The sequence below is a fragment of the Amycolatopsis lexingtonensis genome (genome assembly GCF_014873755.1).
Classification (GTDB): Bacteria; Actinomycetota; Actinomycetes; order Mycobacteriales; family Pseudonocardiaceae; genus Amycolatopsis; species Amycolatopsis lexingtonensis.
This window is the reverse complement of the sequence record NZ_JADBEG010000001.1, coordinates 3011513-3035444: the sequence shown is the minus strand read 5'-3', so window position 1 is coordinate 3035444 and position 23932 is coordinate 3011513. Positions and strand designations below refer to the sequence as shown.

At 72.1% G+C, this 23932-nt stretch carries 28 protein-coding genes; 21 read left to right on the top strand and 7 right to left on the bottom strand.

Annotated elements, in window-relative coordinates:
* Nucleotide 1: 1 nt before the first annotated feature.
* Nucleotides 2-1357: an MBL fold metallo-hydrolase gene (locus tag H4696_RS13820; RefSeq protein ID WP_086862256.1), complete on the top strand. Its 1356-nt coding sequence runs from the start codon at nt 2-4 to the stop codon at nt 1355-1357.
* A 125-nt stretch (nt 1358-1482) separates the two neighbouring features.
* On the opposite strand, the gene H4696_RS13815 is transcribed toward H4696_RS13820, so the two are convergent.
* Nucleotides 1483-1878 (bottom strand): CBS domain-containing protein, encoded by a 396-nt coding sequence (locus H4696_RS13815; RefSeq protein WP_086862255.1) that lies wholly within the window; start codon nt 1876-1878, stop codon nt 1483-1485.
* Between the two features lie 186 nt (nt 1879-2064).
* On the opposite strand from H4696_RS13815, the gene H4696_RS13810 reads away from it, so the two are divergent.
* From H4696_RS13810 to H4696_RS13800, 3 genes are read left to right on the top strand one after another with little or no spacing between them, the layout of a single operon-like run.
* Nucleotides 2065-2664, top strand: a complete 600-nt coding sequence (locus H4696_RS13810) for an Rv1733c family protein (protein ID WP_143265203.1) — start codon at nt 2065-2067, stop codon at nt 2662-2664.
* A gap of 24 nt (nt 2665-2688) precedes the next feature.
* Nucleotides 2689-3201 (top strand): universal stress protein, encoded by a 513-nt coding sequence (locus H4696_RS13805; RefSeq protein ID WP_086862254.1) that lies wholly within the window; start codon nt 2689-2691, stop codon nt 3199-3201.
* 11 nt (nt 3202-3212) lie between these two features.
* Nucleotides 3213-3911 (top strand): CBS domain-containing protein, encoded by a 699-nt coding sequence (locus H4696_RS13800; protein WP_225955682.1) that lies wholly within the window; start codon nt 3213-3215, stop codon nt 3909-3911.
* Nucleotides 3912-3963: 52 nt separating this feature from the next.
* On the opposite strand, the gene H4696_RS13795 is transcribed toward H4696_RS13800, so the two are convergent.
* Nucleotides 3964-5001 (bottom strand): zinc-dependent alcohol dehydrogenase family protein, encoded by a 1038-nt coding sequence (locus H4696_RS13795; RefSeq protein ID WP_086862252.1) that lies wholly within the window; start codon nt 4999-5001, stop codon nt 3964-3966.
* 67 nt (nt 5002-5068) lie between these two features.
* Nucleotides 5069-5662: a DoxX family membrane protein gene (locus H4696_RS13790; RefSeq protein WP_192782304.1), complete on the bottom strand. Its 594-nt coding sequence runs from the start codon at nt 5660-5662 to the stop codon at nt 5069-5071.
* 215 nt (nt 5663-5877) lie between these two features.
* Here H4696_RS13790 and H4696_RS13785 point away from each other — a divergent pair, with 215 nt between their 5' ends.
* Nucleotides 5878-6726, top strand: coding sequence for a universal stress protein (locus H4696_RS13785; protein WP_192782303.1), 849 nt, complete (start codon nt 5878-5880; stop codon nt 6724-6726).
* Here H4696_RS13785 and H4696_RS13780 read toward each other — a convergent pair.
* Nucleotides 6666-6917 carry a PLD nuclease N-terminal domain-containing protein gene (locus H4696_RS13780; protein WP_086861455.1) on the bottom strand — a complete coding sequence of 84 codons (252 nt, stop codon included), beginning with the start codon at nt 6915-6917 and terminating at the stop codon, nt 6666-6668. The genes H4696_RS13785 and H4696_RS13780 overlap by 61 nt on opposite strands.
* Nucleotides 6918-7066: 149 nt before the next feature.
* Here H4696_RS13780 and H4696_RS13775 point away from each other — a divergent pair, with 149 nt between their 5' ends.
* From H4696_RS13775 to H4696_RS13755, 5 genes are all read left to right on the top strand, one after another.
* Nucleotides 7067-7729 (top strand): CBS domain-containing protein, encoded by a 663-nt coding sequence (locus H4696_RS13775; protein WP_086861454.1) that lies wholly within the window; start codon nt 7067-7069, stop codon nt 7727-7729.
* A gap of 11 nt (nt 7730-7740) precedes the next feature.
* Nucleotides 7741-8985 (top strand): type III sulfide quinone reductase, selenoprotein subtype, encoded by a 1245-nt coding sequence (gene sqr / locus H4696_RS13770; protein WP_225955681.1) that lies wholly within the window; start codon nt 7741-7743, stop codon nt 8983-8985.
* Between the two features lie 7 nt (nt 8986-8992).
* Entirely contained in the window at nt 8993-9310 is a 318-nt protein-coding gene (locus tag H4696_RS13765; RefSeq protein WP_086861452.1) for a TusE/DsrC/DsvC family sulfur relay protein, read from the top strand.
* Nucleotides 9311-9324: 14 nt separating this feature from the next.
* A complete protein-coding gene (locus H4696_RS13760; protein ID WP_086861451.1) occupies nt 9325-9792 on the top strand; it encodes a DsrE/DsrF/DrsH-like family protein in 468 nt (155 codons plus the stop codon).
* Between the two features lie 104 nt (nt 9793-9896).
* Nucleotides 9897-10256 carry a group I truncated hemoglobin gene (locus tag H4696_RS13755; RefSeq protein WP_086861450.1) on the top strand — a complete coding sequence of 120 codons (360 nt, stop codon included), beginning with the start codon at nt 9897-9899 and terminating at the stop codon, nt 10254-10256.
* A 46-nt stretch (nt 10257-10302) separates the two neighbouring features.
* Here H4696_RS13755 and gap read toward each other — a convergent pair whose 3' ends face one another.
* On the bottom strand, nt 10303-11316 hold the full coding sequence (gene gap / locus H4696_RS13750; protein WP_086861457.1) for a type I glyceraldehyde-3-phosphate dehydrogenase: 1014 nt from the start codon (nt 11314-11316) through the stop codon (nt 10303-10305).
* Nucleotides 11317-11485: 169 nt separating this feature from the next.
* On the opposite strand from gap, the gene H4696_RS13745 reads away from it, so the two are divergent.
* The 9 genes from H4696_RS13745 (at nt 11486) to H4696_RS13705 (ending at nt 18530) form a co-directional block, all read left to right on the top strand.
* Nucleotides 11486-12595, top strand: a complete 1110-nt coding sequence (locus H4696_RS13745) for a 4Fe-4S dicluster domain-containing protein (protein WP_086861449.1) — start codon at nt 11486-11488, stop codon at nt 12593-12595.
* Complete coding sequence (locus tag H4696_RS13740; protein WP_211299711.1) at nt 12582-13043, top strand: Crp/Fnr family transcriptional regulator; 462 nt, start codon at nt 12582-12584, stop codon at nt 13041-13043. Before H4696_RS13745 ends, H4696_RS13740 begins: the two co-directional genes overlap by 14 nt.
* On the top strand, nt 13036-13857 hold the full coding sequence (locus tag H4696_RS13735; RefSeq protein ID WP_249027039.1) for an FAD/NAD(P)-binding protein: 822 nt from the start codon (nt 13036-13038) through the stop codon (nt 13855-13857). The genes H4696_RS13740 and H4696_RS13735 overlap by 8 nt, the downstream gene beginning before the upstream one ends.
* A 1-nt stretch (nt 13858) precedes the next feature.
* Complete coding sequence (locus H4696_RS13730) at nt 13859-14626, top strand: NADH-quinone oxidoreductase subunit B family protein (RefSeq protein ID WP_086861447.1); 768 nt, start codon at nt 13859-13861, stop codon at nt 14624-14626.
* Nucleotides 14623-15909 carry a Ni/Fe hydrogenase subunit alpha gene (locus H4696_RS13725; protein ID WP_086861446.1) on the top strand — a complete coding sequence of 429 codons (1287 nt, stop codon included), beginning with the start codon at nt 14623-14625 and terminating at the stop codon, nt 15907-15909. The genes H4696_RS13730 and H4696_RS13725 overlap by 4 nt, the downstream gene beginning before the upstream one ends.
* A complete protein-coding gene (locus tag H4696_RS13720; RefSeq protein WP_192782302.1) occupies nt 15906-16358 on the top strand; it encodes a hydrogenase maturation protease in 453 nt (150 codons plus the stop codon). The genes H4696_RS13725 and H4696_RS13720 overlap by 4 nt, the downstream gene beginning before the upstream one ends.
* A 75-nt stretch (nt 16359-16433) precedes the next feature.
* Entirely contained in the window at nt 16434-16931 is a 498-nt protein-coding gene (locus H4696_RS13715; RefSeq protein ID WP_086861444.1) for a universal stress protein, read from the top strand.
* Between the two features lie 4 nt (nt 16932-16935).
* On the top strand, nt 16936-17709 hold the full coding sequence (locus H4696_RS13710) for an ATP-binding cassette domain-containing protein (RefSeq protein ID WP_086861443.1): 774 nt from the start codon (nt 16936-16938) through the stop codon (nt 17707-17709).
* Nucleotides 17706-18530 carry a slipin family protein gene (locus H4696_RS13705; RefSeq protein ID WP_086861442.1) on the top strand — a complete coding sequence of 275 codons (825 nt, stop codon included), beginning with the start codon at nt 17706-17708 and terminating at the stop codon, nt 18528-18530. The genes H4696_RS13710 and H4696_RS13705 overlap by 4 nt, the downstream gene beginning before the upstream one ends.
* Before the next feature lie 32 nt (nt 18531-18562).
* Here H4696_RS13705 and H4696_RS13700 read toward each other — a convergent pair whose 3' ends face one another.
* Nucleotides 18563-19225 (bottom strand): DUF998 domain-containing protein, encoded by a 663-nt coding sequence (locus H4696_RS13700; protein WP_158104329.1) that lies wholly within the window; start codon nt 19223-19225, stop codon nt 18563-18565.
* A complete protein-coding gene (locus H4696_RS13695; RefSeq protein ID WP_086861440.1) occupies nt 19222-20481 on the bottom strand; it encodes an NAD(P)/FAD-dependent oxidoreductase in 1260 nt (419 codons plus the stop codon). The genes H4696_RS13700 and H4696_RS13695 overlap by 4 nt, the downstream gene beginning before the upstream one ends.
* A 139-nt stretch (nt 20482-20620) precedes the next feature.
* Here H4696_RS13695 and H4696_RS13690 point away from each other — a divergent pair, with 139 nt between their 5' ends.
* Entirely contained in the window at nt 20621-22141 is a 1521-nt protein-coding gene (locus tag H4696_RS13690; protein WP_158104328.1) for a WS/DGAT domain-containing protein, read from the top strand.
* Between the two features lie 369 nt (nt 22142-22510).
* Complete coding sequence (locus H4696_RS13685) at nt 22511-23767, top strand: IS110 family RNA-guided transposase (RefSeq protein ID WP_338078659.1); 1257 nt, start codon at nt 22511-22513, stop codon at nt 23765-23767.
* The last annotated feature ends 165 nt before the right edge of the window (nt 23768-23932 follow it).

Genomic DNA, 23932 nt, shown 5'->3' with positions numbered 1-23932 from the left:
GATGTCCGACGGTTCCCGCGCCGCCGCGCTCGCCGCCCGCTACCGCACCGGTCCGTGGCCGGGCGGGTTCCCGGACCCGGTGCTGACGTTCCTGGGCGGGACCGGCTGCGCCCGCTGCCTCGTCGAAACACCGGGCACGACGCTCCTGGTCGGGTGCGGCCTGTTCGCTGGGCCGGACGCGGCGCGGCGCGGCAACTTCTCGCCCGGCCCCGACGAGTTCCACGCCGCCGACGCGGTGCTCCTGCCGAGCGCCGCACTCGGGCACGCGGGTTTCCTCCCGCAGCTGGTCGCCGAAGGGTGGCACGGGCCGGTGTTCGCGACGCCCGCCACCGCCGCGCTGCTCCCGGCGGTGTTGTCCGATGCCGCGACGCAGTTCGCGGAGGACGCGGACCGCAGCCCGTTCGGCGTCGGGCTGCCGCCGTTCCGGCCGGCAGACGTCACCCGTGCCGTCGCGCTGCTGCGGCCGGTCGACTTCGGCACGCCGCACCGGCTCGACGGCGCCGAGTTCGAGTTCGGCCGCGCGGGCGGCCGGCTGGGGGCCGCGTGGGTGCGGATCCGCGCCGAGGGGCGCTCGGTCGTGCTCGCGGGGCCGCTCGGGGCGGACGACCACCCGCTGCTGCGCGCCCCGGACCCGCGGCCGCGCTCCGACGTCCTGGTCCTCACCGCCCCGCACCCGCCCGGCGACGGGCACCTGGCCGGCCGCTTCGCCGCGGCGGTGCACCGCGCGTTCCGGCGCGGGGGCAGCGTGGTCGTCCTCGCGTCCGCGGCCGGTGGCACGGAGCTGGTGCTGACGATGGTGCGGAACCTCGTGGACGCCGGGGAGATCCCGCCGTCACCGGTGCTCCTCGACGGCGGCGCCGGGCTCGAGGTCTTCCGGCGGGCAGTGGCCGAGCAGTGGCCCGAGCTGCGCCGCGACCGCCGGTTCGAGGAGCCCGGCTCGCTGGTCGCGGAGGTGCCGGACCGGCCGTCGATCATCGTGCCCGGGCCGGAGCCGGCGGACGTGGGCCGGGTGCTCCGGCACCTGGAGACCCTGCTGCCGGACCCGCGCAACGGCGTCATCCTGCTGGGGCATCCGGCGCCGGGCACGCGTGCCGCCCGGCTCGGGGCCGGGGCCCGCCACGTGAAGATCCACGGGCGGTACCACCCGGTCCGGGCCGAGGTGACGGCGCTGGGCAGCACGGGCGAGTTCGCCGATCCGGCGGAACTGCTGGCGTGGGCGACCGCAAGCCCGGCCCCGGAGACCGCGTTCGTCGTCGACGGACCGGCGAGGCCGTCGCACGCGCTGGCGAAGGCACTGCACGCCGAGGCGGGCTGGTGCGCGGTGGTCCCGGAAGACGGTGAGCGCGTGCTCTGGTGAGGCCCGCCGGATCAGCGCCCCAAGGTGGCCTTCGGTGCGTCAGACGCACCGAAGGCCGCCTTGGGTGCGTGGGACGCAACCAAGGCCACATTGGGGCGCTGGGGTGAGCGGCCGGGCCGACGTCGTCAAGCGCGCTGGGCGCGCAGGACGTCCTGGAAGGTCACCATGCCGATCACCCGCCCGCCTTCGACGACCGGTGCCGAGCGGACCCCGGCGTCGGTCATCTGCCGCGCCAGTTCGCGCACGTCGGTGCCGGCGGGCACCGCGAGACCGGTGGTGCGCATGGCCGCGCCCGCCGTGCGCGGCTTGCTGTCGAGCATCACGCCGGTGTCGGGGTCGCCGGACGGCTCGGGCGTCAGCAGGATGTCGGCTTCGGTGAGCAGGCCGAGCAGCCGCCCGTCCGCGTCGACCACCGGCATGGTGGTGAACCGGTGGCCGGTCATCATCTCGGCGGCTTCGTCGAGCGTCGCGGACGGCGTCAGTGCGAACGTCGGGGTGGTCATGATGTCGCGTGCGCGCATGGTCCGTGCTCCGTTTCCGTCGGGTTCCCCGACCATCCCGGGCGGGCCGGGGACCGGCACAGGGTCCTAAGTCCCCGGGCAACCGGCCGAGGGTCTTCACGCCGGGGTCCAAGTCCTCTTCGGGCGGGCGGCGATTCCGATGATCCTGGACACAGAAAGGACTCCCGACCGGAGAGGGCAAGAACCATGAGCACGTCGTCGAACCCGCTCACGCGGCTGTGGCACACCGTCCTGCCCGGGCGCGGCTCGGTGGCGCGCGGCTCGGACCGCTTCCAGGCCGGCCTGCTGGTCTTCGTGGCCTTGCTCGCGCTCGCCGCCCTGCCGGTCGCCGCCAGCTTCGGCTCGGAAACCTATGTGCGGCAGCAAGGACAGTCCGCGCAGCAGCTGGCCGAGCGCACGCAGGTGAACGCGACCCTGCTCGCCGACGGGCCGGCCATCGCGCCGAACCCGCGCACCGGCGTCGCCGGGAACGGGGAACCCACCGACGCGACCTGGACGCTCGCGGACGGGACCCGCCGCGTCGGCAAGGTCGTCGCCGACCAGGGCACGCTCAAAGGGGAGACGGTGGCCGTCTGGGTGAACCGGGACGGCACCGTGGCCGAGCCGCCGCTGACCGGCGCGGCCGTCGTCATCGACGCGGTCGGGGTCGGGCTGGGGCTGTGGGCCGCCGCGCTGGCGTTGCTGGCGGCCGGTTACCGGCTCACCGCCTTCGCGCTCGACCGCGCCCGCTACGCCCGGTGGCAGCGGGAGTGGTTCGCCGACCAGGACCGCAAAACCCACTCTTGAGAACGAGGAGAAGGTGAAACCGAAATGACCACGGCAAACCAGGGCGACATCGTCGTCGGTGTCGACCATTCGGCGGTCAGCGTGGCCGCCTTGCGCTGGGCGGTCGCCGAGGCCGCGCAAAGCGGCCGTCGGGTCGTCGCGCTGCGGGCGTGGACGTTCGAGCCGGTCTACGACCTCGGCGCGGCGGTCGCCGGGACGCCGCAGACGGTCGCGGAGCGGGAGCGGCAGCAGCTCGACGACGTCATCGGCCAGGTCCGCGCCGAGCACCCGGGCGTGGCCGTCCGCGCCGAGCTGGTCGAGCACTCGGCGCCGGTGGCGCTGGAAGAGGCGTCGAAGACCGCGGCGATGCTCGTGCTCGGCAGCCACGGCCGCGGCCGGTTGCTGAAGCTGCTCGTCGGCTCGGTCGCCGAGCACTGCCTGCGCGAGGCGAGCTGCCCCGTGGTGGTGATCCCGGCCCGGACCGTTCCGGAAGCCGAGAAGGAAGCCGAGCCGGCCGTGGAGCCCGCGGCCACGTACTACCCGGGGCCGCTGCTGTGAAGGAGATCAAGATGCCCAGTCGCCGCAAAGTCGGCTCGGTCATGACCACCGACGTCACGACCGTCGGGCCGGACACCCCCTTCAAGGCGGTCGCGGTCCTGCTGGCCACGTGGAACATCAGCGGAGCGCCCGTGGTGGACGAGGACGGGCTGGTGCTCGGGGTCGTGTCGCAGGGCGACCTGCTCGAGCGCGAGGCACCGCACGGTCTGCTCCAGCCCGGCTCGCGACAGGCCAGGCGCAAGGCGGGCGCGGCCTTCGTCGCGGACCTGATGACCAGCCCGGCGGTGACGGTGCGCGCTGACGACGACGTCGCGGTGGCCGCCAAACTGCTGGAGCAGCACCACTTCCACCGCCTGCCGGTGGTCGACGAGGACGGAAAGCTGGTCGGGGTGGTGTCGCGTTCGGACCTGGTCCGGGTGTTCCTGCGCACGGACCGGGAGATCCGGGACGAAGTCCGCGACGAGGTGCTGCTGCGGGACATGGCCTTGGACCCGGCTTCGCTGTACGTCTCCGTGCACAACGGCATCGTGACCCTCAACGGCACGGTCGAGCGGGAGAGCATGATCCCGGTCATCGTCGCGCTGGTCCGCCGGGTCGACGGGGTCGTCGAGGTGCGCCAGACCCTGAAGTCCCACTTCGACGACCGGGGCGTGGCACCGGTCCCGCCCGGGCCGGCCGGGATGCTGAGCCGGAAGCGCCCGGTGTTCTGAGCCGGGGACGCGAAGCGGCCACCGTCCGGAATGGACGGTGGCCGCTTCCGGTTCAGCTGCGGAACAGCGCGACCTTCAGCGCGTTGCTGTCCTGCGGGTGGGCGAAGACGTCGTAGGCCTCGTCCATCTCGTCGAGCCCGAACCGGTGGGTGACGAACCGGCTCGTGTCCAGCCGGCCGGCCGCGAGCATGCGCAGCAGCATCGGAGTGCTGGACGTGTCGACCAGGCCCGTCGTGATCGTGATGTTCTTGATCCACAGCTCCTCGAGGTGCAACGTCGCCGGTGCGCCGTGCACGCCGACGTTCGCGACGTGCCCGCCCGGGCGGACCAGCTTCGCACACAGCTCGAACGTCTCCGGGACGCCGACCGCCTCGATCGCGACGTCCGCGCCGAGCCCGCCGCTCGCTTCCGCCACCGCGGCCGCCGCTTCGTCCGGCCGCACCATCACGTCGGCGCCGAACGACTTGGCCGCGTCGAGGCGGGCCGGTTCCTTGTCGACCACGATGATCGTGCTCGGCGCGAACAGCTGGGCGTTCGTGATCGCGGCCAGCCCGATCGGCCCGGCCCCGACGATCACCACCGTGTCACCCGGCTTGACCCCGCCGTTGCGGACGCCGACCTCGTAGGACGTCGGCACGATGTCGGCCAGCATCAGCGCCGACTCGTCGCTCACCCCGGACGGCAGCAGGTACGTCGAGGTGTCGGCGAACGGCACGCGCGCGTACTCGGCCTGGACGCCGTCGGTGGTGTGCCCGAGGATCCAGCCCCCGCCGCCGAGGCACTGGCCGTAGGCGGCCACCCGGCAGTACTCGCAGCGGCCGCAGGCGGAGATGCAGGAGACCAGGACCTTGTCCCCGGACTTGACCGTGGTGACGGCGGATCCGGTCTCGACGATCGTGCCGACCGCTTCGTGGCCGAGGATCCGGCCGCGCTCGACCTCGGGCACGTCGCCCTTGAGGATGTGCAGATCGGTGCCGCAGATGGTGACCGCGTCGACCCGCACGATCGCGTCGGTCGGCGCGGCGATCCCCGGCTCGGCGTGGTCGGTCCAGCTGCGCCGGCCGGGGCCGTCGTACACGAGTGCCTTCATCTTTCTTCCTTCCGGCAGGGGAAAAGGGCGCCCGCCGGTCGGCGGGCGCCCAGGGAACGGATCGGTTTCAGCGCAGCCACGTGCGGTCGCCGACGAGGGCGGACCAGCGGCGGCCGAGTCCCCACGTGTTCCCGGCCGACGCGGCGGCCAGCGCGACGAGGATCAGCGCGTAGATGATGTGGTAGTCGACGATCGGGTTGGTCGAGTGCGTTGCTTCGCCGGTGCTCATGCTCTGCGCGAGCGGCCATTCGGCGGCCCACATCATGAGCATCATCAGCGCGCCCGCCGCGGCGGACAGGCGCAGCCCGACGCCCGCGATCACGGCGAGGCCGATGGCGCCGAGGCCGAGCATGAACAGCCAGTCGGCCCACCAGGTGCCGGCCCAGGCGTGGAACATCGACTCGAACGGGCCGACGTGGACGTTGCTGAGGAAGCCCTTGGTCGGCGAGCCGCCGTTGAGCCAGGCGCCCTTCGACGGGGTCGCGTAGCCCAGGCCGAACAGCTTGTCCAGGAACGCCCACAGGAAGATGAAGCCGGTGGCGACGCGCAGGACGGCCAGGGACTTCCCGGCGATGGTGGGTGCGGCGACGAAGTCGGGGACCGGTGCCGGTTCGGTGGCCCGGTGAACCGGGGTGTTCTTCTCATCCGGTCGGATGGACATGGGGAAACCTCCGTTCTTTCTCTTCGGTGCTGCGGTCAGCTTGTTCCGCGTCCGCGGCGGGTGCTGGGGCCGAAGGTCACCGGACCGGGGGCCCTTGGGCGCCGCCTGACGGGGACCACCCGGAAAGGGACCGAAGTCCTCCCGCGCGGGGGCCGAAGCCTCGCGCCGGAAGCGCCTTCGGCCGGTTGACTTCCGTGAGGCGAAAGGGGAAACGGATGAGCGGCTCGGAACTCGTCGTCGGGGTCGACGGCTCGGCGGGCGCACTCACGGCGGTCCGGTGGGCCGCCCGCGTCGCGCGGGAACGGAACCTCGGGCTGCGGCTGGTGCACGCGCTGCCGGAACTGCCGGCGCCCTACCCGCGGGCCGATCCGACCTACGAGCAGCTGCTGGAAGCGGCCGCGGGGCAGGGCCGGAGCGTCCTGGCCGAAGCCCGTGAGGTGGCCGCGGACATCAGCGTGAAGACGGTGCTGCGCCCCGAACGACCCGCGGACGCCCTGGTCGCCGAATCCCGCGACGCGCGGATGTTCGTGCTCGGCACCCCGGGCCTGCGCCCCCTCGGCCGGTTCCTGCTCGGCTCGGTCACGGTGGCCCTCACCGCGCACGCGCACTGCCCGGTCGCGCTGATCCGCCCGCACGCCGGCGAAGACGAGCCGCCCGCGCAGGGACCGGTCGTGGTCGGCGTCGACGGCAGCCCGGCGAGTGAAGAGGCCATCGCCACCGCGTTCGAGGAGGCGTCCTGGCGGCGCGCGCGGTTGATCGCCGTGCACTGCCGCCACGACGGCTGGTGGGACGCGGGCGAACCCGCCGGGGAGTACGCGCGCGAACTGCTCGCCCAGCGGCTGGCGGGCTGGCAGGAGAAGTTCCCGGACGTCGTCGTCGACCGCGAGGTCGTCACCGGGCGCCCGGCCGAGCGGCTGCTCGACTTCGCCGACCGCGCGCAGTTGCTGGTCGCCGGCAGCCGCGGCCGGGGCGGGATCAGTGGTTTGGCGCTGGGTTCGACGAGTCAGGCGTTGATGTCGTACGCGCTCTGCCCGGTGCTCGTGGCCCGGCCCCGGGTGAAGTAGACCACCGGGCCGACGAAGTTCACGGCGATCACCAGTGCCCACAGCCACTTCGGTCCGCGGACCAGCGAGGCGGGCCGGCGGGCCAGGTCCCACCACGCCGATGCGGCGAGCAGCAGCTGGACACCTGCCGCGACGCGGATCCGGGCGCGCTGCCGGGGGCTCAGCTCGCGCCACCGCTTGTGGTCGTTCATTTCCGCTCCTTCCGCCGGGGTGTCCAGGCAACGGCACGCCCCGGGTCCGGGCAAAGGGGCGAAAGGCCTTCGGACCGGGGACCGTCGCCCGCTCCGGTCCGGGGGCACGTGTTCCTACCGTGGGGAAAACCCTTCGACGGAGGTGTGCCATGCGCGGTCCCTTGGTGTCCGACCTGATGACCTCGCCGGTGGTGTCCGCCGGGCCCGGGACGCCGTTCAAGGAACTGGTTTCTCTCCTTGCCGAGCACGGCATCGCGGCGGTCCCGGTGGTCGACGAGCACCGGCGGCCGATCGGCGTGGTCGGCGAGGCGGATCTGCTGGCCCGGCACGGCCGAGACGCGCGCCGTCCGGAGCCGGTGCTGTGGAAGCGCCGGGTGTGGAGCAAGGCGCAGGGGCTGACCGCGCGCGAGCTGATGACCCGCCGCGTGCCCACGATCGCCAAGGACGAGCCGGTGACCGCCGCGGGCCGGAGGCTGGTCGAGACGAACCAGCGGTGCCTGTACGTGGTCGACGGCTCGGGCCGGCTCACCGGCGTCATCGCCCGGCGGGACGTCCTTGGCGCCTTCCTGCGCCCGGACGAGGAAATCAAGGAGACCGTCGAGCGGGAAGTGCTGCAGCGGTCGATCTGGGCGGACCCCGCGGCGGCCACCGTGCGGGTCGACGACGGCGTCGTGACGTTGAGCGGGGTCATCGACCGGCGCAGCGAGGTGGAACGCGCCGAGTGGCTGACCGGCTCGATACCCGGCGTCGTCGCGGTGCGCAACCGCATGAAGTGGGCCCAAGACGACGGCGCGGCCGCCGAGCTGCGCTGACAGGAGAAGTGATGAAACGCATTGTCATCCTCGGCGGGGGAACCGGCGGCACCCTCGCGGCGAACCGCCTGCGCCGCGACTACGGCGACGGCGCGGAGATCACCGTCGTCGACCGGGACGACCAGCACGTTTACCAGCCGGGGCTGTTGTTCGTGCCCTTCGGCATGGCCGACGCCGAGGACCTCGTCCGCTCGCGCCCGCGGCAGCTGGCCGCCGGGATCGGCTACCACCGCAGCGAAGTCGAGCGGGTCGACATCGACGCCGACCGCGTCCACCTGGCCGACGGCACCGTGCTGGGCTACGACGCGCTGGTGATCGCGACCGGTGCCCGGCTCCTGCCGGAGGAGACCGAAGGGCTCACCGGCCCGGGCTGGCGCGGCCGCGTGGACACCTTCTACGACCTCGACGGCGCGGTGGGCCTCGCGTCGGCGCTCGCCGCGTTCGACGGCGGCCGCCTCGTGGTGAACGTCGTCGACCTGCCGGTCAAGTGCCCGGTCGCGCCGCTGGAGTTCTGCTTCCTCGCCGACTGGTTCTTCACGGAGCGCGGCATCCGCGACCGCGTCGAGCTGACCTACGTCACGCCGCTCGACGCGGCCTTCACCAAGCCGGTGGCCGCGCGGACCCTCGCCGGGATCCTGGAAGCGAAGGGCATCGAGCTGGTCACCGAGTTCAACACCGGCGAGGTCGACGGCGACGGCGGGCGGCTCGTGTCCTTCGACGGCCGCGAGATCGGCTTCGACCAGGCCGTGGTGGTACCCCTGCACGGCGGAGCGTCCTATGTGGACCGATCGCCGGGGCTGGGTGACGAGCTCGGGTTCGTCCGCGCCGACGAGCACACCCTGCGCTCGAAGGTCAAGGAGAACATCTTCGTCCTCGGCGACGCCGCCTCGGTGCCGACGTCCAAGGCCGGCTCGGTCACCCACTTCGAGGGCGAGGTGCTGACCCGCAACGTCGGGCAGTTCCTGGACGGCAGGCCGCTGGACGCGAGTTTCGACGGGCACACGAACTGCTTCATCGAGAGCGGGTTCGGCAAGGCGCTGCTCATCGACTTCAACTACGACACCGAACCGCTGCCCGGCCACTACCCGGCCGACACGGGACTGCCGCTGCTCAAGGAGTCGCGGCTCAACCACCTCGGGAAGCTGATGTTCTCGTGGCTCTACTGGCACAGCCTGCTCCCCGGCCGGGACCTGCCCGGCGTGTCGAGCGCGATGCCGCGCGCGGGAAAGCGGTTCCCGGAACCCGCCGGACGATAGGAGGACCATGTTCACGAAGGTCTACGCGGGTACCGAGGTGCCCGTGAACGAAGAAGGCTTCTTCACCGATCCCGCGCTCTGGCGCGAGGAGATGGCGCCGGAGATCGCCGCCGACGCGGGCGTCGGCGAGCTGGGCGAACGGCACTGGCAGGTGCTGAAGTTCGTCCGCGCCGAGTTCGAGGAGAAGGGCACCGGCCCGACGGTCCGCGTCCTCGGCAAGACGTCCGGGGTGGCGGTCAAGGAGCTTTACCAGCTGTTCCCGAAGGGGCCGGCCAAGCTGGCGGCCCGCATCGCCGGGATCCCGAAGCCGCGTGGCTGCATCTGAGTCCGGAGGACGTCATGACCGACAAGATCGAAAAGGTTTCCATCATCGTGTCGAAGGGGTCCCTCGAGGGGATCTACCCGGCGCTGATCATGGCGAACGGCGCCCGGGCCGAAGGCATCGAGGCGAACCTGTTCTTCACGTTCTTCGGACTGGACGCGATCCACAAGGCGCGCCACGAGCACATCAAGCTCGCCACGGTCGGCAACCCCGGCCTGCACCTGGCGACGTGGGCGGGCGGCCTGCCCGGCCTGTCGTCGGTGATGACGCACTACATGGCGCACAAGATGGAGGCGCTCGACATCCCGTCGATCCCGGAGTTCGTGGAGATGATCGCCGACACCGGCGCGGGGCTCTACGCCTGCCAGGCGTCGGTGGACCTGTTCGGGATGGAGAAGTCGGACTTCATCGACCAGGTGAACGGGATCATCACGGTCGGCGAGTTCTACGACCTCGCCGCGGGCGGTCAGATCATCTTCACCTGACGCGGTGAGGCCGATCTAACCCCCGGGTGATCGTGTTCTTACCGGCGCGAAACCTCCCGGTTGTTGGCTGGTCACCACGGTGACCACCACGACCGGGAGGCGACGTGACGAGCATCTACGAGGGGATCGGCGGCCAGGAAGCACTGGTGGCCGTGGTCGACGACTTCTACGAACGCGTCCTCGCCGACGCGGAACTCGCGGTGTTCTTCCGCGGGACGAACCTGCCGCGGCTCAAGGGCATGCAGGTCGAGTTCTTCACGGCCGCGCTCGGCGGGCCCGACGAGTACCGCGGCCGGTCCATGAAAGACGTCCACCTGGGCCGGGGGATCGAGCAGCACCACTTCGACCTCGTGGCGAAGTACCTCACCGACGCCCTCCTCGCCGCCGGGGTGCCCCAGGAGACGACGGAGACGATCATCGGTGCCATCGCGCCGCTGTCCGCGGACATCGTCTCGACCGCGTGAGGAACGGGTGCCCGCCGGGCCGCACCACCGGCGGGCACCCGGTGCACTAGGCGAGCGAGCGTCCGATCAGCTCCACCAGTTCCACCGTGCGGGTCGCATAGCCCCATTCGTTGTCGTACCAGCCGAACACCTTCGCCAGGTGCGAGTCGGCCTTGGTCAGTTCCGCGTCGAACACGCACGACGCCGGGTCGCCGATGATGTCGCGCGAGACGACGGGCGCCTCGGTGTAGCGCAGGATGCCCTTGAGATCGCCGTCGGCGGCCTCGGCGAACGCGTGGTTGACCTGCTCGGCCGTCACCGGGCGCTCGAGCTCCACCGTCAGGTCGGTCAGCGAGCCGTCCTCGACCGGGACGCGCACCGCGACGCCGTCGAGCTTGCCGGCCAGCTCCGGGAGCACCAGGCCGATCGCTTTCGCGGCGCCGGTGCTGGTGGGCACGACGTTGACCGCCGCCGAGCGCGCGCGCCGCGGGTCCTTGTGCGGGCGGTCCAGCAGGGCCTGGTCCCCGGTGTAGCTGTGGATCGTGGTGAGCAGGCCGCGCCGGATGCCGAACGCGGAGTGCAGCACCTTCACCATCGGCGCCACGCAGTTCGTCGTGCAGGAGGCGTTCGAGATGATGTGGTGCTTCGCGGGGTCGTAGTCGCCTTCGTTGACCCCGAGCACGATCGTCGCGTCGACATCCTTGCCGGGTGCGGAGATCACGACCTTCTTCGCGCCCGCGGCCAGGTGCACCCCCGCGGCTTCGCGGGTGCGGAACTTGCCGGTCGACTCGACGACGACGTCGACGCCGTACTCGCCCCACGGCAGCTGCGCGGGATCGGCCTTCGCGGTCACCTGGATCAAGTGGTCCCCGACGCGCAGGGCTTCGCCGTCGACGACTTCCACCGGGATGCGCAGCCTGCCGTAGGTGGAATCGTGCACGAGCAGGTGCGCCAGCATCTCCGGCGACGTGATGTCGTTGACCGCGACCACTTCGATCGGGCTGTCCGGCGACTCCAGCACGCACCGGAGGATGTCCCGCCCGATCCTGCCGAAGCCGTTGATCCCGAGCCGTACTGTCATCATCTTCTCCCTGTCGTCGATTTCCTCCTCTATGGTGGTGATCCGTCGGCCTCGCCCGTAGGGCCCAAGTTCCCCAGGGCGGGAGCCGAACTTCCCCGCTCGGTGACCTTCGGCCCTTGGGTGATCGAGCCGGACCCGGTTGGCTGGACGACGGCGAAAGGGGAGCGGGATGGCGGCCGGACATCGTGTGCTCGACCGGGCCGGCCTCGACCGGCTGGTCGAGGTCCTGCTCGGCGAGGGCTACCGCGTCGTCGGACCGGTGGTGCGCGACGACGCGATCGTGCTGGCCGAGCTGGACTCGGCGGCCGAACTGCCCGCCGGCTGGGGGGTGGAGACCGCGCCCGGCCGGTACCGGCTGCGCCGCCGGGCGGACGCCGCGGTGTTCGGCCATTCGGCGGGCCCCCAGTCGTGGAAGCGCTTCCTGCACCCGCCGCACCGGCCGCTGTGGCACATCGGCCCCGATGGCGAATACACCGCGGCGGAGGAAGACGTGCCGCGGTACGCCTTCCTGGGGGTCCGCGCCTGCGACCTCGCCGCGATCTCCGTGCTCGGCACCGTCCTCGCCGCGAGCGGGTCGTTCGCCCGCCGCCGGCAGGGGCTGTTCACCATCGCGGCGAACTGCACCGAACCCGGCGAAGTGTGCTTCTGCGCGTCCATGGGCACCGGCCCGGGCGCGACCGCCGGGTACGACCTCGCGCTCACCGAACGGGTCGACGACGACGGCCACCGGTTCGTGGTCGGCGTCGGGTCGGCCGAAGGCGACCGCATCCTCGCGCTGGTCACCACCCGCGAAGCGGCGGAAGCCGAAGTCGACGGCGCGCGAGCGGACGTCGAGGCCGCCGCGGCGAAGATGGGCCGCGCGATGCCGCCGGGTGACCTGAAGACGCTGCTGCGGGACTCGCGCGAGTCCCCGGTCTGGTCGGAGATCGCGAGCCGGTGCCTCACCTGCGGCAACTGCACCATGGTCTGCCCGACCTGCTTCTGCACGACGACCGAGGACGTCACGGACGTCACCGGCGAGCACGCCGGGCGGGCCGAGCGCTGGGCTTCCTGCTTCGAGCTCGACTTCTCCTACGTGCACGGCGGCAGCGTGCGCGAGTCGGGGGACAGCCGGTACCGGCAGTGGATGAGCCACAAGCTGAGCACCTGGTACGACCAGTTCGGCACCTCCGGGTGCGTCGGCTGCGGGCGCTGCATCGCCTGGTGCCCGGCCGGGATCGACATCACGGCCGAAGCCGCGCGGCTCGCCGGGGAAGGAGCCGGCCGTGTCGGCGGTTGACCGCTTCACCGCGTTGCCCCCGTTCTCCCGCCTGACGCCCGCGGAGACCGCCCAGCTGACCCGCGCCACCCGCGAGGTCGCGTTCGCCGCCGGGGAGCGGCTGTGCGAGGAAGGCCGCCCGGCCGACCGGCTCTGGGTGCTCGAGAGCGGCCGGGTCGAGATCGTCACCACGGTACCGGGCCGCGGCGACGTCGTCGTGCAGACGCTCGGTGCCGGTGAGCTGCTCGGCTGGTCGTGGCTCGTCCCGCCGTACCGCTGGGACTTCGGGGCCCGCGCGGTCACCACCGTCACCGCGGCCGAGCTGGACGGGAACCTCCTGCGCGCGCTCGCCGACGAGGACCCCGTGTTCGGCTACGCCCTGACCCGCGCGATGGCCGAGGTGCTGGCGCACCGGCTGCGCGGCACCCGGGCCCGGCTGCTCGACCTCTACCGGAGCGGGCGTGACTGAGCCGATGGTGCCGGTGCCGTACCGGGTCGAGCGGCGCACGCCGCAGACCCGGGACACCGCGACGCTGCGGCTGGTACCCGCCGGCCGCAGCCTGCCGCGGTTCCGGCCCGGCCAGTTCACGATGCTCTACGCCCGCGGCGTCGGCGAGGTCGCCATCTCGATCAGCGGCGATCCGTCCACAGCGGACGGTGCGCTCGAGCAGACGATCCGGGACGTCGGCGCGGTCAGCCACGCCCTGCACGACGCCGGGCCGGGCACCGTGCTGGGCGTGCGCGGACCGTTCGGGCGCGGGTGGGACGTCGAGTCGGCGCGCGGCGGCGACGTCGTGATCGTCGCCGGGGGAGTGGGGCTGGCGCCGCTGCGCCCGGTCGTGCTCGCGGTGCTCGCCGACCGGGCCGCCTACGGCCGGGTGGTCCTGGTCGCGGGCGCCCGCACGCCCGGCGACTTCCTCTACCGCGACGAGTTCGCGGCCTGGGAGACCTCGATCGAAGTCCACCGGACCGTCGACCAGCCGGCCGACGGCTGGAGCGGCGAGGTCGGCTTCGTCACCGAGCCACTGGCCCGCGTGCGGCCGACCGCCGACCGGACCACGGCGTTCCTCTGCGGGCCCGAGCCGATGATGCGCTTCAGCGCCCAAGTGCTGCTGCGCGACGGGCTCGCGCCGGAAGACATCCGCGTCTCGCTGGAACGGAACATGCAGTGCGGCGCGGCCCTGTGCGGGCACTGCCAGCTGGGCCCGTTGCTGCTGTGCCGCGACGGCCCGGTCGTGTCCTACGCCGAAGCCGAACCCCTCCTCCTGGTCCGGGAGCTGTGACATGAGCCTGCCCACCCTCGCCGTCTGGAAGTTCGCCTCCTGCGACGGCTGCCAGCTCACGCTGCTCGACTGCGAGGACGAGCTGCTCGACCTCGCCGGCCGCGTGAAGATCGCCTACTTCACCGAAGCGACCAGCGCGGTGCTGCCCGGCCCGTACGACGTCTCGCTCGTCGAAGGCTCGATCACCACCCCGGCCGACGAACGGCGGATCCGCGAGGTCCGCGCACAGTCCCGGGTGCTCGTCACGATCGGCGCGTGCGCGACCAGCGGCGGCATCCAGGCCCTGCGGAACTTCGGGGACGTCGCCGAGTTCGCCGCGTCGATCTACGCGAACCCGGAGTACCTGTCCACGTTGGACACTTCGACCCCGATCAGCGCGCACGTGCCGGTGGACTTCGAGCTGCGCGGCTGCCCGATCGACCGCGGCCAGCTGCTGGAGACCCTCGCCGCGTTCCTCGCCGGGCGCAAACCCGACCTGCCCGACACCAGCGTGTGCACCGAGTGCAAGCGCCGCGGCCTCACCTGCGTGACGGTCGCCGACGGCACACCGTGCCTCGGGCCGGTCACCCACGCGGGGTGCGGCGCGCTGTGCCCGGCGCACCGCCGCGGCTGCTTCGGGTGCTTCGGGCCGATGGCGAAGCCGAACACCGCGGCCCTGCTGCCGATCCTGCGGACCTGCGGGATGGGCGAGGACGCCATCGGCCGCGTCTTCGCCACCTTCAACGCGGCCGCGCCCGACTTCGCCGCGGTGTCCTGGGAGCGGCGGTGACCGCGCGCCGGCTGGCGGTGAACGCGATCGCCCGCGTCGAAGGCGAAGGCGCGCTGCGGCTCGTCGTCGAGGACGGCCGGGTGCACACCGCCGAGCTGAACATCTACGAACCACCCCGCTTCTTCGAGGCGCTGCTGCGCGGCCGGGCCTGGACCGAGCCGCCGGACATCACCTCGCGGATCTGCGGCATCTGCCCGGTGGCCTACCAGACGAGCGCGTGCAACGCACTGGAGGCCGCGTGCGGCGTCACGCTCGACGGGCCGCTCGCCGACCTGCGGCGGCTGGTCTACTGCGGTGAATGGATCTCCAGCCACGCGCTGCACATCCACCTGCTGCACGCGCCGGACTTCCTCGGCTTCCCCGACGGCATCGCCATGGCGGGCGAACACCGCGGCGTCCTCGAACGCGGGCTGGCGCTCAAGAAGACCGGCAACGCGCTGATGGAGCTGCTCGGCGGCCGGGCGATCCACCCGGTGAACGTCCGGGTCGGCGGGTTCTACTCGGTGCCCGCGCGGGCCGATCTCGCGCCGATGCGCGAACGGCTGCTGGGCGCGCTCGACCAGGCCCGCGAAGTGGTGCGCTGGGTGGCCGGCTTCGACTTCCCCGACTTCGAGACCGACCACGACCTGCTCTCGGCGAGCGAGCCCGGGCGCTACCCGATCGACCGCGGGAGCGTCGTCACGAGCACCGGTGCCGCCTTCCCCGCGGAGGAGTTCCCGGCGCACGTCGTCGAGCGGCAGGTCCCGCACTCCACCGCGCTGCACGCGAGCCTCGACGGGCGCCGCTACCTGACCGGCCCGCTCGCCCGGTACTCGCTCAACTCGGCGCTGCTCGGCCCGGCGGCGCGCGAAGCGGCGGCCGAAGCCGGGCTCGGGCCGGAGTGCCGCAACCCCTTCCGGTCCATCGTGGTCCGTGCCGTCGAAGTCGTGTACGCGGTGGAAGAAGCGCTGCGGCTGATCGACGGCTACGAGCGGCCCGACCGGCCGTGCGCCGAGGTGACCCCGCGCGCGGGCACCGGGCACGGCGTCAGCGAAGCACCGCGCGGCCTGCTCTACCACCGCTACACCCTCGACGAGGCCGGGCTCGTCACCGCGGCGGCGATCGTCCCGCCGACGTCGCAGAACCAGGCGGCGATCGAAGACGACCTGTGCCGGCTCGCGAGCACGCGGCTCGGCCTCGGCGACGACGCCCTCGCGCTGTTCTGCGAGCGGGCGATCCGCAACCACGACCCGTGCATCTCCTGCGCCACGCACTTCCTCGACCTGACGGTCGTCCGCCGGTGACCGCGGTCGTGCTGGGGCTCGGCAACCCGCTGGGCGGCGACGACGGGATCGGCCCCGCGGTGGTGGCCGCGTTGCCGGCGCTGCCCGGCGTGCTGGTCGTGCCCCGGATCGCGGACCCGGCGCAGCTCCTCGACGCCTGGGCCGGCGCCGATCCCGCGGTGCTCGTCGACGCGGTCCGGAGCACGTCCCCGGCCGGGGAGATCCTGCGGATCACCGGGGAAGGCGGCTGGCCAGCCGGCGCCGGCCGGGGCGGGCACACGCTAGACCTCGCGGCGGCGGTACGGCTCGGCGAAGCGCTGGGCCTGGTGCCGCGACGGCTCGTGGTGATCGGGATAACCGGGACGGATTTCGTGCCGGGACAGGAGCTTTCGGCCCCGGTGGCGGCGGCGATCCCGGCCGCGGTACGGGCGGTGCTCGCGGAAGGCCTTTGGTCCTCGCAGGTCGGGTAGTAGGCCTGCTTCGCCCCGCGGCCGGAGGGAGTTGGCTGGGGATCGAGGGGGCCTGCGACCCGAAGAGGAGCGGTGATGACCGAAGCAACCGGGAAGGGCCGGATCGTGGTCGGCGTCGACGGTTCGGACGCGGGCATGGCCGCACTCCTGTGGGCGGCCGGCCAAGCGGCGTCCAGTGGCGCCGGACTGGAGGTCGTGACGGTGTGGACGCACGACGCCATGCTCGACGACGCCTCGGTGAACCGGACGCTCGAAGAGGCCCGGCGGGTGCACTTCCACGAGCTCGAAAAGCTCGTCGCCACGGTCACGAAGGACCTCGGCGGGGTGAACGCGCGCTGCCTGGCCCCGGACGGCGATCCCGCCGGGATCCTGGTCGACCGGGCGAAGGACGCGACCATGCTGGTGGTCGGCAGCCACGGCAAGGGCAAGCTGCGCGCGGCGCTCGCCGGTTCGGTGAGCAGCGCCTGCCTGCGGCACGCGACCTGCCCGGTGGCCGTGATCCCGCCGCCGGCCCGGGCGCCGGAGAGCGCGTTGGGCAAGCGGCTGGCCGAGGTCACGCCGGGAAAGGCCTGACGCCGTGACCACCGCGCCGCTGTTGAGCGTCCGGGGCGTCACCAAGAAGTTCGGGCCCGTGCAGGCGCTGGCCGGGGTCGACCTCGACATCCCGGCCGGGCAGGTGACCGCGCTGGTCGGCGACAACGGCGCGGGCAAGTCCGTGCTGATCAAGTGCATCGCGGGCATCCATGTCCCGGACGCCGGGACGCTCACGTGGCAGGGGCGGCGAGTGCGCATCCGCACCCCGCGCGACGCCGCCGCACTCGGCATCGAGACGGTGTACCAGGACCTCGCGCTCTGCGACAACCTCGACATCGTGCAGAACATGTTCCTGGGCCGGGAAAAGCTCCGTCGCGTGACGCTCGACGAGGACGCCATGGAGCTGGCCGCGAAGGAGACCCTGCACAGCCTCGGCGTCACGACGGTGACGTCCGTCCGCCAGCCGGTCGGATCCCTCTCGGGCGGCCAGCGCCAGGCGGTGGCGATCGCCAAAGCCGTGCTGTGGCACTCGAAACTGGTGATCATGGACGAGCCGACCGCGGCGCTCGGCGTCCAGCAGACCGAGGTCGTGCTGGAGCTCGTCGGCCGGCTGGCCGAACGCGGGCTCGGCGTCGTCGTGGTGTCGCACAACATGAACGACGTCTTCGACGTGGCCGACCGCATCGCGGTGCTGTACCTCGGCCGGCTGGCGGGCGTGTACGCCACCGGCGAGCTGACCAAGGAAACGGTCGTCGACCTGATGACCGCGGGCCGCTCCGACCGCTGGAGCGGGCAAATGGAAGGAGTGGCGTCATGACCGTGTGGCTGATCATCGCCGCGGTCGTCATCGTCTTGCTGGCGCTGTCGATCCGGATCGTCAAGCAGTACGAGAAGGGTGTGCTGTTCCGGCTGGGCCGCGTCGTCGGCGTGCGCGAGCCGGGGCTGCGGTTCATCATCCCGGTGATCGACGTGCTGCGCCGGGTGTCCCTGCGGATCGTCACGATGCCGATCCAGTCGCAGGGCATCATCACGCGCGACAACGTCAGCGTCGACGTCTCGGCCGTGGCGTACTTCCGCGTGGTGGACGCGACGAAGTCGGTGGTGGCGATCGAAAACGTCTACGCCGCGATCGACCAGATCGCCCAGACGACGCTGCGGAAGGTCGTCGGCCAGCACACCCTGGACGAGACGCTGGCCGAAACCGACAAGATCAACTCGGACATCCGGCAGATCCTCGACGTGACCACGTCCGAGTGGGGCGTCGACGTGACCCTGGTGGAGCTGAAGGACATCCAGCTGCCGGAGTCGATGAAGCGGGCCATGGCCAAGCAGGCCGAGGCCGAGCGGGAGAAGCGAGCCAAGATCATCAACGCGGAGGGCGAAGCCCAGGCCGCGGCGGCGCTCGGGGCGGCGTCGGACACGATGATGGCGCACCCGCTGGCGCTGCAGCTGCGCAACCTGCAGACGCTGATGGAGATCGGCGTCGACCACAACAGCACGGTGGTCTTCCCGGCACCGTTGATGAGCACGATCGGCGAGCTGGGCACGTTCCTGGCCCGCGAGGCGGCCGCGGCCACCCCCGAGGTCAAGGCGGCGCCCAACGGCGAACCCGTGGTTCCTGTCCCCGCACCCCGCTGACGCGCCGGTTCGTGAAGGCCACCTTGAGGAACTCAACGTTCCTGAAGGTGGCCTTCACGGATTTCCGGTGCCGGCGACGGCCGCGGCTCGTGGCGGGCCGCCACGACGGCGAGGACCACGAGCCAGGCGAAGTAGGCGTAGGCGTTGATCCGCTCGAAGGCGCCGGCCCACGGGGTGTCGTTCCGAGCCAGGCCGCGCATCGCCAGTGCGGCCGCGATGCCGAAGCCCGCCACCACGATCGCCGTCGTGAGCGCGTAGCCGCGGAACCAGCCGGGGTACGCGACGGCCGAGAGGACCACCATCGCGATCACGAGCACGCTGAACACGCCCGACAAGGCGATGTGCATGACGTCGTTGAACCCCGGCTGACTTCCGCGTGAGCTCATCGCCCAGAACGTGTGGGTCGCGATGCCGACCAGGACGACGTCCGCGATCTGCAAAACGCCGATCCACCACGCGCTCCGGCTCCGGGCCGCCCTGAGCAGGCCGACTCCGAAGCCGAGCAGCAGCGCGTTGTGGACGAGGATCGCGGTCACCATCAGCGGCCGGACGGGTGACCCGAAGGCGCTCAGTTCGCTGATCGCCTGGTCGGCGGCGCGGTAGCCGTCGTACCGTAGGGTCGAGAGCACGTCGCCGACCGCGTACACCGCCACGGCCGCCGCAGCGGCCGGGACCAGGAGCAACCGGTGGCTCACCGGGCCAGCCAGCGCGTCGCTCCGCGCAGGCCGAGCTCCATGGCGTCCCAGCCCGTGCCGGCGTGCACCGGCAGCCCGGCCCGGAACCGCCCGGTCACGTACGTCCCGAGGGCCTTCTTGCCCAGCCGCCAGACCGGCGAAGTGCCGACGCGGTAGGCGTCGAGCGCCTTCGGGTCGACCACCACCGGGTTCGCCGGGTCACCGGTGACCGACAGGGGCACCTGGGCGAAGGTGGCCTTGTCGAACATCTCCAGCACGCACATGCCGACCGGCTCGAACCCGGGCCCCGGCAGGTGCGCGCCCACGTCCGCGGCGATCTGCCCGGCCACCGCCTGGGCTTGGCGCAGCGCCAGGAAGGCCTGTTTGACGGGGAAGTCGCCGGCGTCACCGGGGGCGTACACGTTCGGGTGGCCGAGGACCCGGCGCGTGCTTTCCTCGCAGACGAGGAAGCCGCGGTCGTCGGCCGGGAGGCCGTCGAAGCGATGGGCGGCGACGTACGGCGGGAACGTCACCAGCAGGTCGAACTCCTGCGCGGTGCCGTCGGTGTAGGCGATCTCGAGCTCGCTGACCTTGTCCGGCGACGCTCCCGTGCGGCCGTCGACGCCGCGCTCGGCGAACTCCGCCGCCACGACGTCGTGGAGCTTGGGCCCGAACGCCTGCACGTAGCTCTGCTCGGACGTGGTGAAGGCGAGCTGGACGTTGTCGCGGACTTCGCGGCGGCGCAGCCAGGTGTCGAGCATCAACGCGATCTCGTACAGCGGTCCGGCCCACTTGTTGCCCGGTGGCACGAGGAAGAGGACCTGCTGCAGCCGGCCGTGCCGCGCGTTCTGCGCGACCCATCGCAGCTGTTCGCCGAGCGCGTGCAGCTGACCGGGCTTCCAGACGGTGCGGGCGTGCTCGGCCAGGCCGGCCACTTCCTCAGGCCGCATCGCGGCGCCGGTGGCGACGACGAGGTGGTCGTAGGGAACCGGGCCGCGGGAGGTGTGCACGACGCCGCGGGCGGTGTCGACGCCTTCGGCCGTGGCGACCCGGACGTCGATTTCCCGGCGCCGCAACGGTTTCGCGAGCGGAACGTGCAGCGGTGATTCGGCCGCGCCGAACGGCAGGTAGCTGCCGCCGGGCCGGTAGAAGAAGTCGTCCCGGTCGGAGACCAGGGTCAGCCGGACCTGCTCCGGGCTCGCGAGCGCGCGCAGCGCGAACGTGGTTTCCAGCCCGGCGAACCCGCTGCCCAGCACGACGACGTGGGTGGGGGACATGAGTCTCTCCGATGCTCCAGGGTTTCGAGGGTGCCTCCACGATGCGGCCGGAAGAGTGCGCGAGGCAGGGTCCTCGGCGGTCCGCACGGAGGACTTCCGGCCCTTTCCCGGCGACTTCGCGCGGACGGAGAGTGGACCCGTGCCGAACACGAGAAGGCCGGCGGGCCCGCACCGCCGGATCCCCGCGCAGGACAGCCTGTGGCTGCACCTGGACCGGCCGGAGAACCTGATGGTCGTCACGTCGGTGCTCTGGACGCGGACCCCGGTCGATCCGGCGCGGCTGCGGTCGGTCGTCTCGGACCGGCTGCTCGCGCGCTACCCGGTGTACTGCCAGCGACCCGTGGCCCACGGACGGACCCTGTCCTGGGAAACCGATCCCGGCTTCGACCTCGGCGACCACCTGGTCGTGCGGAACCTCCCGGAGGGCGCCGGCGAAGCGGCGCTGCAGGAGTTCGTCGCCACGCGGCGGAGCGAGCCGCTCGACCCGAAGCATCCACTGTGGACCATCGATCTGCTGCAGGACTACCGCGGCGGCAGCGCGCTGGTCTCCCGCACGCACCACGCGATGGCGGACGGGATCCGCCTCACGCAGGTCCTGTTCAGCCTCCTGGACCCGGTCGACGGCGAAACCGCGCCGCACGCGAAGGTGGGTGGCGCTGCGCCGCACCGGGAAGCCGTGGCCCAGCCGGTCGTCCGGCTCGGCGCGGCGGTGCTGCGCGCGCTCGGTGACGCGGGTGAGAAGGCCCGGCAGCAGGCCGCCCGGGTGCACCCGGTGCTGGAGTCCGCGGTGGCGCTACCGGTTCTCGGCGCGTCGGCGGTCGCGGGAGCAGCGGGGTCCGCCGCCGGGTTCGTGTCGTCGGCGTTGAGCGGTGGCCCGCGCCGGGCGGTCGACACGGCCGCCGGTGCGGCGACGACCCTCTGGCACAGCGCCACCGGCGTCGGCGAGCTGCTCGGACCCTCGACCGCCACCGGCTTGTGGGACGGCGAACCAGGGGTCGAGAAGACCGCCGCCTGGGGCGACCCGGTTCCGCTCCTCACCCTCGCCCGGATCGGGCACGAGACCGGAACGACGCTCAACGACGTCTGCACCGCGCTCGTGACCGGGGCGCTCGACCGGTACTTCGCCGCCCACGGCATCGCCCGCCCGGACCCGTCCGACCTCGGCTGGCTGATCCCGGTGAGCCTGTCGTCGTTCGACGACGAGCTGCCGGCGACGCTGGGCAACCACTTCTCGCTCGTGCTGGCCCAGCTGCCCCTCGGCCGCCGGACGTTCGCCGAGCGCCTCGCCGAAGTGCACCGCCGGGTCGCCCGCATCCGCGACTCGTACGAGCCGGTGCTGACCTTCGGGGTGCAGTACGCGATCGCGCGGGGCCCGGCGGCGCTGGGCCTGCCGGCGAGCCGGTTCTTCGCCGGCAAGGCCGTCGGCGTGCTCACGAACGTGCCGGGCCCGCGCACCCCGATGACGCTGGCGGGAGCACCGGTCGAGGGCATCGTCGGCTGGGCACCGTGCAGCGGCCGCCAGGCGATCACGATCTGCATCTTCAGCTACGCCGGCGAGGTCCGCTTCGGGTTCGGCACGGACCGGAAGCTGATCCCGGACCCGGAGGCGTTGGTGGAGGCCCTGGCGGAGGAGTTCGCCGCGGCGGCCGAGCGGGCCTGAAAGGTCATGTCGTGCGGGCCGGGTCCCGGCAAAGTCACACGGCCGGGCCACTCTGCCGCCGGTGACCCGCTCGCCCCACGTCTTGAATGACTCATTCAGGACCTCCAAGGACCTGAATGAGTCATTCAGTCGTTGGTGTCCCTGGCGGGACGTCCGTGCTGGGGTGAAAATCGTGTCTGGTCGCCTGCGTGACGTCGTGTGTCCTTGGCGCTGGGTCAAGGCCGTCATTCAGTCTGACGCTGGGAGTCGTTGAGGGTCCTGCATTGTTGCTTCGAGCACGCGAGCCCGGCTTTGGCTCACATCCCTGGCTCCCCGGGTGACCGCCGTTGTCGCTGATGCGAGACCGAAGCGAGGTGAGTCGTGGAAGAGGTGGACGAACTCGACCAGATCATCGAACGCGTGGCCGGGGTGGATCTGGGCAAGGCCGGTCTGGTCGCGTGTGTGCGGGTGCCCTCGGACCGGCCGGGCCGACGCCAGCAGGAGGTCCGCTCCTATGACACGTTTTCCCGGTCGTTGCTGGAACTGGCGGACTGGTTGCGGGCCGAGCGGGTGACCCTGGTGGCGATGGAGGCCACCAGTTCCTACTGGAAGCCGGTGTTCTACCTGCTGGAAGCCGAAGGGTTCGACTGCTGGCTGCTCAACCCCAAGCACGTCAAGCATCTGCCCGGCCGCCCGAAGACCGACACCCTGGACGCGGTCTGGCTGGCCAAGGTCGTCGAGCGCGGGATGTGCCGGCCCAGCCTGGTCCATCCCGCCCCGATCCGGCAGCTGCGGGATCTGACCCGGTATCGCCGCACCCTGATCCAGGACCGGACCCGGGAGAAGCAACGGCTGGAGAAACTGCTGGAAGACGCCCAGATCAAACTCTCCAGCGTGATCAGCGACATCCTGGGTGTCTCCGGCCGGGAGATGCTGGAGGCCATGATCGGCGGGCAACGGAACCCGCGGGTGCTGGCGCAGCTGGCCAGGACCCGGATGCGCACCAAGATCGGGGTACTGGAAGAGGCGCTGACCGGGCATTTCACCGACCACCATGCGTTCCTGACCCGCACGATGATCGACCGGATCGACCGGATCAGCGCCGATGTCGAGAAGGTCAACGCCGCGATCGAGGAGGCGATGGCTCCCTTTCGCGCCGCCGCGCAGCGGCTGGATGAGATTACCGGGATCGGGATCATCTCCGCCCAGGAACTGATCGCCGAGATCGGGGTCGACATGACCCGGTTCCCCAGCCCGGGGCATCTGGTCTCGTGGGCCAAATTCGCCCCGATCGCGCATCAGTCCGCCGCTACCACCGGCTACGGCTCCACCGGCAAAGGCAACCCGTGGCTGGCCGGGACCCTGGGCGAAGTCGTGGCCGGTCTCTCTCGCACCCGCACCTTCCTCGGGGAACGCTACCGGCGTCTGGTGCGCCGCCGCGGCAAGAAACGCGCCATCACCGCCGTCGGCAACTCCGTCCTCAAGATCATCTGGCATCTGCTGTCCGACCCCGGAGCCCGTTACCAGGACCTCGGCCAGGGCTACTACGCCGACCGGTACACCACGCAACGTCGCCGCCGCACCCTCATCCGTGACCTCGAACGCCTCACCGGCCAGCACGTCACCCTGCGACCTCACGCCGCCTAGCCCACCACCCGGGCCCAGGTCCAGGCCCCGGCTCCGCTGCGCTGCGCCGGGGGCGCTACCGCGCGCCCACGGTCACCTCGATTTACGAGCCAGGACGCTGGCGCAACCCTGCGGACTGCACCGACGCGACTTTGCCGGAGCCCTGTTCATGACGTCTGGCGAGGT